This is a genomic window from Streptomyces chilikensis (assembly GCF_001642695.1).
Classification (GTDB): domain Bacteria; phylum Actinomycetota; class Actinomycetes; order Streptomycetales; family Streptomycetaceae; genus Streptomyces; species Streptomyces chilikensis.
This window is the reverse complement of sequence record NZ_LWCC02000005.1, coordinates 2,293,422-2,303,392: the sequence shown is the minus strand read 5'-3', so window position 1 is coordinate 2,303,392 and position 9,971 is coordinate 2,293,422. Positions and strand designations below refer to the sequence as shown.

General features: G+C 73.5%; 8 protein-coding genes and 2 pseudogenes. 1 reads left to right on the top strand and 9 read right to left on the bottom strand.

The genetic code is table 11. From position 1 onward, the window contains the following. The first annotated feature begins 7 nt into the window (after window positions 1-7). A complete protein-coding gene (locus tag A2U95_RS10405; RefSeq protein ID WP_166021861.1) occupies window positions 8-235 on the top strand; it encodes an SGM_3592 family protein in 228 nt (75 codons plus the stop codon). A gap of 301 nt (window positions 236-536) precedes the next feature. Here the strand turns inward: A2U95_RS10405 and A2U95_RS10400 are convergent, their stop codons facing one another. The 9 genes and pseudogenes from A2U95_RS10400 to A2U95_RS10355 all read right to left on the bottom strand — a co-directional run. Continuing rightward, window positions 537-1,340: an HAD family hydrolase gene (locus tag A2U95_RS10400; protein WP_166021860.1), complete on the bottom strand. Its 804-nt coding sequence runs from the start codon at window positions 1,338-1,340 to the stop codon at window positions 537-539. Next, window positions 1,337-2,614, bottom strand: a complete 1,278-nt coding sequence (gene serS, locus A2U95_RS10395) for a serine--tRNA ligase (protein WP_166021859.1) — start codon at window positions 2,612-2,614, stop codon at window positions 1,337-1,339. Before serS ends, A2U95_RS10400 begins: the two co-directional genes overlap by 4 nt. Window positions 2,615-3,043: 429 nt before the next feature. Then, the gene (gene pheA / locus A2U95_RS10390; protein WP_166021858.1) at window positions 3,044-3,982 is read right to left on the bottom strand and encodes a prephenate dehydratase; all 939 of its coding nucleotides are present in this window, start codon (window positions 3,980-3,982) and stop codon (window positions 3,044-3,046) included. Between the two features lie 90 nt (window positions 3,983-4,072). Next, window positions 4,073-5,338 (bottom strand): iron uptake transporter deferrochelatase/peroxidase subunit, encoded by a 1,266-nt coding sequence (gene efeB, locus A2U95_RS10385; protein ID WP_166021857.1) that lies wholly within the window; start codon window positions 5,336-5,338, stop codon window positions 4,073-4,075. 7 nt (window positions 5,339-5,345) lie between these two features. After that, window positions 5,346-7,588, bottom strand: a pseudogene (locus A2U95_RS10375) (copper resistance CopC/CopD family protein). Window positions 7,589-7,600: 12 nt separating this feature from the next. Beyond that, window positions 7,601-8,083 carry a copper chaperone PCu(A)C gene (locus tag A2U95_RS10370; protein ID WP_240957269.1) on the bottom strand — a complete coding sequence of 161 codons (483 nt, stop codon included), beginning with the start codon at window positions 8,081-8,083 and terminating at the stop codon, window positions 7,601-7,603. A 17-nt stretch (window positions 8,084-8,100) separates the two neighbouring features. Further along, window positions 8,101-8,754, bottom strand: coding sequence for an SCO family protein (locus A2U95_RS10365; protein ID WP_166021855.1), 654 nt, complete (start codon window positions 8,752-8,754; stop codon window positions 8,101-8,103). A gap of 104 nt (window positions 8,755-8,858) precedes the next feature. Beyond that, on the bottom strand, window positions 8,859-9,605 hold the full coding sequence (locus A2U95_RS10360) for a YcnI family copper-binding membrane protein (protein ID WP_166021854.1): 747 nt from the start codon (window positions 9,603-9,605) through the stop codon (window positions 8,859-8,861). Between the two features lie 166 nt (window positions 9,606-9,771). Continuing rightward, a pseudogene (locus A2U95_RS10355) lies at window positions 9,772-9,971 on the bottom strand (hypothetical protein); the annotation flags it as partial.

Genomic DNA, 9,971 nt, shown 5'->3' with positions numbered 1-9,971 from the left:
CGGGGAGATGGCGGCGGAGCCGGACGGTACTGCGGGGCCCGACGACTGGGACGGACCGGTCCTGGACGAGGACTTCGTCCGCGCGGCGGCGGTCCGGGAACCGTCCGGGCGGGCGAGGATGCTGGCGGCGCGCTGGCGGCGGCAGCCGCCGGAGCCGGAGCCGTGGCGGGCGGACGAGCCGCCCGCGGGCTGGTTCTTCAGCAAGGCCCGGCGCCGCAGGTGGCGGCGGAGGTGACCTCCGCGGAGCGCGCCGCCGACCGGTAATTCGGTGGCGTGACGACGGCCCGGCCGGGCACAGTGAAGGACGGCGCGCCGGACATGTCGGGCGCGCCGTGGTCCGGGAGCGGGGACGGGGAGGAAAGGCCCCGGCCCCCGACGGGGCAGGCCCGCGCCGACGCCGGTGGGATTCGTTACCCCGCCGCGTACGTGCCGCCGGGAGCCGCCCGGGGCGGCCGCTTCGAGCGCGCGGGTGCACAGCCCCGCGCGGGCCGCCCCGCCCGGCACCACCCCCGCGGAACGGCCCGGCACGGGGGACGTCAGCCGAGCAGGCGCTCCAGGACGACCGCGATGCCGTCCGCGTCGTTGGACGTGGTGACCTCGTCCGCGACCGCCTTGACCTCGTCGTGGGCGTCGGCCATGGCCACGCCCCAGGACGCCCACCGGAACATCGGCACGTCGTTGGGCATGTCCCCGAAGGCGATGGTTCCGGCGGCCTTCACGCCCAGCCGCCGGGCGGCCAGCGACAGGCCGGTGGCCTTGGTCAGCCCCAGGGGCAGCAGCTCCACGATGCCCGCGCCGGCCATCACCACGGTGACGAAGCCGCCGGCGATCCGCCGGGCCGTCTCGGTGAGTTCGTCGTCGCCCATGGTCGGGTGCTGGATGTACAGCTTGCTCAACGGCGCCGCCCACAGGTCGGCGGGGTCGGTGAGCGGAACGGCCGGCAGGTTGCCCACCGAGCGGTAGCCGTCGGCGACCAGCACGTTCCCGTCGAGTCCGTCGCGGGCCGCGGCGACGAACAGCGGACCGGTCTCCGCCTCGATCTTCGCCAGCGCCAGCTCGGCGATCCGGCGGTCCAGCGTGACCGAGGTCAGCAGGCGGTGCGCGCCGGCGTCGTACACCTGGCCGCCCTGGCTGCACACGGCGATGCCCCGGTATCCCAGGTCGTCGAGCACGTCGCGGGTCCACGGCACGCCGCGCCCGGTCACCACGATGTGGGCCGCGCCCGCCGCGGTGGCCGCGGCGAGCGCGTCACGGGTACGCCCTGAGATCGTGCCGTCGGAACGCAGCAGCGTTCCGTCCAGGTCGGTGGCGACCAGCGGGTACGGGAACGACCGCGTCACTTGGCCACCGGCTCGAAGACCTCGCGGCCGCCGAGGTAGGGCCGCAGGACCTCCGGGATCCGCACCGAGCCGTCGGCCTGCTGGTGGTTCTCCAGGATGGCGACGATGGTGCGCGGCACCGCGCAGAGCGTGCCGTTCAGCGTGGCCAGCGGGCGGGTGCCCTTCTCGTCGCGCATGCGGATCTGCAGGCGGCGGGACTGGAACTCGGTGCAGTCCGACGTCGACGTCAGCTCGCGGTACTTGCCCTGGGTCGGGATCCACGCCTCGCAGTCGTACTTACGGGCGGCGGAGGAGCCGAGGTCGCCGGTGGCCACGTCGATCACCCGGTACGGCAGCTCGAGCGAGGTCAGCCACTGCTTCTCCCACTCCAGCAGGCGCTGGTGCTCGGCCTGGGAGTCCTCCGGCGCGACGTAGGAGAACATCTCCACCTTGTCGAACTGGTGGACCCGGAAGATGCCGCGGGTGTCCTTGCCGTGCGACCCGGCCTCGCGGCGGAAGCAGGGCGAGAAGCCGGCGTAGCGCAGCGGGAGCCGGTCGGCGTCCAGGATCTCGTCCATGTGGTACGCGGCGAGCGCGACCTCGGAGGTGCCGACCAGGTACAGGTCGTCGTCCTGGAGGTGGTAGACGTCCTGGGCGGCCTGGCCGAGGAAGCCGGTACCGGCCATCGACTGCGGGCGGACCAGCGCGGGGGTCAGCATCGGGGTGAATCCGGCGGCGGTGGCCTGGGCCATCGCCGCGTTGACCAGGGCCAGCTCCAGCAGGGCGCCGACGCCGGTCAGGAAGTAGAAGCGGGATCCGGAGACCTTGGCGCCGCGCTCCACGTCGATGGCGCCCAGCAGCTGGCCGAGCTCCAGGTGGTCGCGGGGCTCGAAGCCCTCGGCCGCGAAGTCGCGGATGGTGCCGTGGGTCTCGCGGGTGACGAAGTCCTCCTCGCCGCCGACCGGGACCTCGGGGTGCACCAGGTTGCCGAGCCGCAGGAGGAGGCGCTGCGTCTCGGCGGCGGCCTCGTCGCGCTCGGCGTCGGCGGCCTTCACCTCGGCGGCGAGCGTGCCGGCCTTCTTCAGCAGTTCGGCCTTCTCCTCGCCGGAGGCCTTGCCGATCAGCTTGCCGAGCGACTTCTGCTCGTTGCGCAGTTCGTCGTAGCGGACGCCGGACGACCTGCGCCGCTCGTCGGCGGACAGGAGGGAGTCGACGAGCGCGACGTCCTCTCCACGGGCGCGCTGGGAGGCGCGCACTCGGTCAGGGTCCTCACGAAGCAGGCGAAGGTCAATCACGGAACCAGGCTACCGGTGCGCGCGAAGCGGTCACGACCCAGTATTCCCCGGCGATCGGGTGGCGCCCGGACAACGGGTTGTCCACAGAAATCCACACCACCGGGCACAGGTTATCCACAGGCCGCGGGTCGGCTCTGTGGACAACGGAGCCGAACGCTCCGTATGGGCGATTTACGCGTTCCGGAGGTCTGCGAAAGGGAGGCTGGAGGGAGTAATGCCGCCCCTTTCGAGTGAAAAAAGGAGGCGGCAATGAGATTTTCCGTGCAAAAGAGTGAATGAGGTCGAGTTGCCCTTAACTCCGGCGGAAGGTCCCGGAGGGGCGTTTTGTCGACGGCATCCCGCATTGACGACGAGTTGTCCCCAGAGGGCGACGAGGCGGCGGGGCCAGCCTGTGGACAAGTTCTGTGGATAACTTCGGCCAGGCTGGGGCTAGGCCGGGAAACGGCCGTCCTGGCACCGGGCCACCCACTCCGCCGCGGCGACGAACTCGGTGTCCGAGGTGCCCGCCAGAGGCGCGCGTACCGCCTTGGAGGCGGCATCGGCGCGCGGATAGGAACCCAGGAAACGCACCTTGAGGCAGGAGCGCTTGAGGCCCATCAGGGTTTCCGCCACCCGCCGGTCGGAAATGTGGCCTTCCGCGTCGATGGCGAAGCAGTAGTTGCCGATTCCCTCTCCGGTCGGACGGGACTGCAGCAGCATCAGGTTGACGCCCCGCACCGCGAACTCACCCAGCAGGTCGCGCAGGCCGCCGGGGTGGTCGTCGCGCTGCCAGATCACCACGGAGGTCTTGTCCGCGCCGGTGGGCGCGGCGGGGCGGGCCGGGCGGCCGACCAGGACGAACCGGGTCTGCGCGTTCTCCGCGTCGTGGATCCCGGTCTCCAGCGGAACCAGGCCGTACCGGGCGGCGGCGAACTCCCCGGCGAAGGCCGCGTCGTACCGGCCCTCCTGCACCAGCCGGGCGCCGTCGGCGTTGGAGGCCGCGGACTCCCAGAGCGCGTCCGGGAGGTGCGCCTTCATCCAGTTCCGGACCTGCGGCTGGGCGGCCGGATGGGCGGTCACCGTCTTGACGTCCTCCAGCCGGGTGCCCGGCCGGACCAGCAGGGCGAAGGCGATGGAGAGCAGCACCTCGCGGTAGATCATCAGCGGTTCACCGGCGACCAGCTCGTCGAGGGTGGTCGTGATCCCGCCCTCGACGGAGTTCTCGATCGGCACGAACGCCGCCTCGGCCTCCCCGGCGCGTACGGCGTCCAGCGCGGCCGGCACGGACACCATGGGGAGGAGCTCCCGGGTGGCCGTCTCGGGCAGGGTGCGCAGGGCGACTTCGGTGAAGGTGCCTTCGGGGCCGAGATAGGCGTAACTCGCTGGCATGCAGCCCACAGTAGTCCTCGCACGGCCGGGCCCCGGCCCGGTCCGGATCGCGGACCGCCATGGCCAGGGATTCACCGACCGTCCTGGACCTCACCCCTCCAGCAGTGCCTGCCCCACGTACTCGCCCTTCGCCGCCCCGCCCGGCACCGCGAAGAGACCGCTGGCCTCGTGACGGATGAAGGCCGAGAGGGCGTCTCCGCGGTCCAGCTTGCGCTGCACCGGCACGAAACCGCGCAGCGGGTCGGCCTGCCAGCTGACGAAGAGCAGCCCGGCGTCCGGTGCGCCGTCGTCGGCGAAGCCGTCGTGGTAGGAGAAGGAGCGCCGCAGCATGGCGGCCCCGCCGTTCTGGTCGGGGCGGGTGATCCTGGCGTGCGCGTTCATCGGTACCACCGGCCTGCCCGAGGCGTCCGTCTTCTCCAGGTCCATCTCCGTCGTCTCCCCGCCGCCGCTGAGCGGGGCGCCGTCGGACTTGCGGCGGCCCATCACCGCCTCCTGCTCCTGCAGCGGAAGCCGCTCCCAGTCGTCCAGCAGCATCCGGATGCGGCGCACCACCGCATAGGAACCGTGCGCCATCCAGGCGGGCTCTCCGTCGGACGGGACGAAGACGCGCTGCTGGAAGTCCGGCTCGGAGGGCTTGGGATTGTTGGTGCCGTCCACCTGGCCCATCAGGTTGCGGAAGCTCATGGGGCGCGCGGTGGCACCCGGCGAGCGGTTGAAGCCGCTCATGTGCCAGCGGAGGCGGACCGCCGCTCCCGCCTCCTTCTGGAGGGCGCGCAGGGCGTGGAAGGCCACCGGGGCGTCGTCGGCGCCTATCTGCACCCACAGGTCCCCGTTGCTGCGCCCTTTCTCCAGGCGGTCCGAGGAGAACTCGGGCAGCGGGTCCAGTGCGACCGGACGCTGCTTCTCCAGACCGGTCCGGGTGAAGAAGTCGTGGCCGAAGCCGAAGGTGACGGTCAGGCCCGAAGGGCCCGCGTCACGGGCCACCGCGGTGTCCTGATGAGGGGCGGGCTCCCCCGCCATCAGCCGCTCCGCCACCGTGGACCAGCGGCGGAGCAGTGCCGCGGCCTCCCTGCGGCCCGAGCCCGGGGCCAGGTCGAAGGCGACCAGATGGCTGTGGGCCTGGGCGGGCTGGAGGATCCCCGGCTGGTGTTTCACGTGAAACTTCGCCCGGTTCGTCCCCAGGGAGCTCAGCGGAGTCGCGGGAGCGTGGTCCACCGGGACTGTCGCGTGCCCGGCCGCGTAGCCTGCGGCCGCGCCGCCGGCGCCCAGCGCCAGACCGGTGGCTCCGGCGGTGCCGAGCAGGCGCCGGCGCGAGACCGTACGGGTGGATCCCTCGGTGGGGGTGGGGTCGTGCATCTGGACGTCAGCCGATCTTTACGTTCTTGTGGACGGTCACTTGGTCGATGTCGGAGGTCCGCACGGTGACCGAGACCTTCCAGTCACCGGCCATGGGCACCTGGAGGCCTCCGGCGTACCAGTGACCGGGGGCGGCGTTCACCGGCGCGGCCGGCAGCGGGCCGATGTCCTTGGCCTCCAGGGTGAGCGCCATCTTGATCTCCGGGAGGTCGTAGGGAGCACCCTGCGGGTCCTCGGCGTAGATGTGCACGGAGTTGTCGCCGACCCGGCCGGGTTCGAACTCCAGGCGCACCACGCCCTCGCCGTCGACGCCGCCCGTGTCGAAGGGCAGCTCCAGGATGACGGGAGCGGCGTCGACCGCCGGGAGCGAGGCGGCGGCCGCTCGGGCCTTCTGCTCGGTGCGTCCGGGCTCGCTCCCGGTCAGCGCGGTGGTGACGGCCAGGACGACGACGGCGATGACGGCCTCGGTGAGCACCGAGCGGCGCAGTCCGGCGCGCGGGGCGTCGGCGTCACGTTCCCTGCGACGGCGGGCGGTCTCGACCGCGGCGCGCTGCCGTGCCAGTTGCGCGGCACGGCGCGGGTCCTCGGGCGTCTCCCCGCCGTCCGTGATCCGGGCGGGGGCCCCACCGGCCGGGTGGCCCGCCGAGGCGGCCCCGCCGGCGGCCTCCGCCGGGTCGGCGCCCGTACCTGAAGCCGCACCGGCGCCCGCCGTGTCCGACGCCGCACCGCCGCTCGTGCCCGAAGCCGCACCGGCGCCCCTGTCCGACGCCTCGCCGGGACCGCCGGAGTCCGAGGCGACCTCCACGGAGGCGCCCGCCGCGGTCCCGCCCGCGGCGCCCGCCGCAGGGGCCACCGCGGCGCCGCCGCACCGACGGCCGGTTCCGCCCCGGCGGGCGCGTGGTCCGTCGGCGCGGCCCCGGCCGTCGGTGCGGCGGCGCCCGCCGCCACGCCGACGGCCGGTTCCGCCCCGGCGGGCGCGTGGTCCGCCGCCGGGTCGTCCAGACGCCGGGTCCACCGGCGGGAGATCCACGCGACCCCCACCAGGACGGCGATCAGGCCGCCCTTGAGGATCAGCAGCCGGCCGTACGTCGTGCCCGTGAGGGCGTCCCACGAGCCGACCTGCCGCCAGGACTGGTAGAGCCCGGTGGCCGCCAGCGCCGCCACCGAGACGAACGCCACCCGGGAGAACCGGCCCACCGCCGCCCGGTCCACCGTGTGTTCCGCGGCGCCCCGGTACAGGGCGACCAGCAGGGCCGCCAGCCCGCCCAGCCACAGCGCCACGGCCAGCAGGTGGACCACGTCCACCGGCATCGCGATCCCCGGCTGGAGGCCCGCGGAGGCGTGCTCCGAGAGGGCCCAGGTGGCGGCGAGGCCGGCCGAGACGACCACGCCGCCCACGGCCAGCCCGAACGACAGGTCCCGCTTCTCCTCGCCGTCCTCACGGCGCTGGTACGTGCCGAACAGCACCGCCACGAAGAGCGCGGCCACGGCGAGGAGCAGCAGCCGGCAGACCAGCGCGGCTCCCGTGCGGCTCTGCAGCACCTGCGCGAGCAGGCCCATGTCGAGGACGTCGCCCATCTTGCCGGAGCCGATGTACGCGCCCCGCAGGAGCAGCAGTGCCAGCGTGCCCGTGGTGAGCGCCAGCCAGCCGCCCACCACCAGCCGCTGGAGCGCGCGGACCCCGGCGCCCCGCCGCCAGCAGACCAGCACGAACGCCGCGCCCCCGACCAGCACCGTGAAACCGGCGTAGGAGACGTAGCGCGCGATGCCGTAGAGCGTGCCGACGGCCCCGCCGCCCGCGGACTCCTCGGGGAGGGCGACCGAGGTCTTCGAGGGCGCGCCCACCGAGAAGGTGTAGGCGCCGGAGACGGGGTGGCTGTCCTCGGAGACCACCTGGTAGGCCACCGTGAAGGTGCCCTCCGGCAGCCCCGGCGTCAGTTCCGCCTTCAGCGTGGTTCCCCCGACCGAGGGGGCCTCGCCGGTGTCGACGCGGTTGCCCTTGGGATCGAGCACCCGGACGGAGTCGGCCGAGACGGCGACCTTCTCGGAGAAGGTCAGCGTCACCTGCTCGGGGGCCTGCTCGACCACCGCCCCCTGCCGGGGGTCGCTGCCGGTGAGCGCGGCGTGCGCCGACGCCGGACCGGCCCCGGCCAGCAGCAGCGCGGTCACGGCGAGCAGCAGCAGTGCCAGGACACGAGCGGTCCGCGTGCTCGCGGCGGTCGCCGCGCGGGGCGCGATGGTCGGCGTCACGGTGGTCCCTCCCTAGTGCCGGTGGTGCGACGGTGTGTAGGTGGCCGCTTCGACCGGCATCTCGACGGTGACCGGGCCGGCGTCCTTGAAGCGGAGCTCGACGGTGACGGTCTCGCCCTCCTCGGGCCTGCTGGTCAGGCCCTCGAACATCAGGTGGGTGCCGCCCGACTCGAGCGTCAGCCGCCCGTCCGCGGGCACCTCGACGGACGTGGTGGGACGCATGGCCCCGTCCACCGTCTCGTGGACGGTGACCGAGTCCGCCAGGTCGCTGGAGGCGCCGGTCAGCTCGGCCGGCCGGTCGCCCTCGTTGACCACGGTCAGGAAGCCGGCCGCGAGCGAGTCGGAGACCGGCCGCGGCATGTAGGCGTCCTCCACCGACAGCTCGGGCCCGTCCGGCCCGCCACAGCCGGCGAGCGGCAGCGCGAGCACGGCGACGACGGCGGCGAGACCCCCGCGAACCCCGCGCCAGCGGGACGCGCGGGGCGTGCGGGTCACGGGTCCCCGCGGACGGTTCACGGCTTCTCGCCCTTGATCAGCGCGGGCAGGTCCGCGGTGTAGTCGTCGACGGTGGTGTCCTCGCCGTAGAGCACGTACCCCTGGTCGGTCTTCGGGGAGAAGGCGACGACCTGGGTGCCGTGGGTGGAGACGACGGTGCCGTCCTTCTCCTTCACCGGCTCCTCGACGCTGATGCCCAGGGTGCGCGCCCCGGCCTGGATGGTGGCGAAGTCGCCGGTCAGGCCGATGATGTCGGTGTCGATGCCCTTGATCCAGGAGCCGAGCTCCTCGGCGGTGTCCCGCTCGGGGTCGGTGGTGACGAAGACGATCCGCAGTTCGTCCTGCTGCTCCTCGGGAAGCTGCTTCTTCGCCACGGCGAGGTTGTTCATGGTCAGCGGGCAGACGTCGGGGCAGTTGGTGTAGCCGAAGTAGATCAGCGTCGGCCTGCCCCGCGTCTGCTCACGGAGGTCGAATTCCTTGCCGTGGGTGTCGGTGAGCACCAGGTCGGGCTTCTCGAACGGCGTGTCGAGCACGGTGGCGGCCTTGTCGTCGGGCGTCACCTCGGTGACCGCGGACCCCGGCTTCTCGGGGGCGGGCTCGCCGGACGAGCAGGCGGAGAGCGTGAGGGCGGCGGCCAGCAGGACGGCCGCGGCGGAGATCTTGTTGCGCATGGAGTTTCGTGTCCCAAGGGTGAACAGGGCGGGGACCCGGGCGCCGCCGGGACGCGTGGGAACGCGCCCCGGCGACGGCCGTGGGGCTGGACGAGGGGTGTCGGTCAGGCGGTACGGCGGCGGGCGAGGACACCGAAGGCGACCCCGGCGACGCCGATCACGATGCCCACCACGCCGAGCACCCGGGCCGCGGTGTCCGTGGTCCCGGCGGCACCGGTCTCGTCGTGGTCGTCGTCGTGGGCCTTCTCCCCGTCCTCTTCGGAGGAGGCCGGGCCCTGGGCGCCCTTGTCGTGGCCGTGCCCGTCCTCGGCGGCGGAGAGCTGGAGCACCGGGGCCGGGCTCTCGGGCTCCTCCTGGCCCTCCTCCTGGAGCTCGATCCAGCGTACGACCTCGCCGTTCGAGTACGTCTGGAGCGACTTGAAGACCAGCTCGTCGGCGTCCTCGGGCAGCGGGCCGACCGAGACCGGGAACTTCTGGAAGAAGCCGGGCCGGATGCCGCCCTCCTTCTCGTCCTCGGCGGTCCAGACGATCTTGGTGATGGCCTCGTCGACCTTGCGGCCGTGCAGGTCGAGCGGCTTGTCGAGCTTGCTCCTGGTCACCTCGACGTCCCAGCCCTGGACGGGCTGCGGCATCACGGACGCCAGCGGGTGGTCGGCCGGGAAGTTGACCTCGAGCTTGGTGGTCGAGGCGTCGTCGCGCTCGTTGGGGACCTTGAAGGCCACGGTGGCGTAGCCACCCTTGGCCGCGGTGCCCTCCGGCTGCACGCTGACGTGGGCGAAGGACGGGGAGGACAGGAACAGGACGGACGCGCCGGCCGCGGCGAGGGCGGCGGCGATTCGGGTTGCCTTCATGGACGGACTCCACTTCCGGATGTCACACGGTGGGTTCGGTCGGACGGCGCGCGGGCGCGCCGGGCCGCGCGACGGCGGCGTCCGGTCCGGTTCCGGTGGTTCGTCCCGGTGCTCCGGGAACACCGGGGCCGGCAGGCCCCGTGCGGAGGACGGAGAGGACGTCGCGTCAGGCGGCGAGAGCGAGGGCGTGGGCGCGGGCGGGCGGACCGCGCCTGATCACCGTGTGCAGGAGGGGGGCCGTCGGCGGTGCCGGGACGTCGCCGAAGGCGGCGCGCGGCAGCGCCGGCCGGCGCCCGGGGGTTCCGGCCAGGCCGGCGCACAGCGCCCGCGTCAGCGCCAGGGCGCGGCGCAGCGGTCGCAGCACCG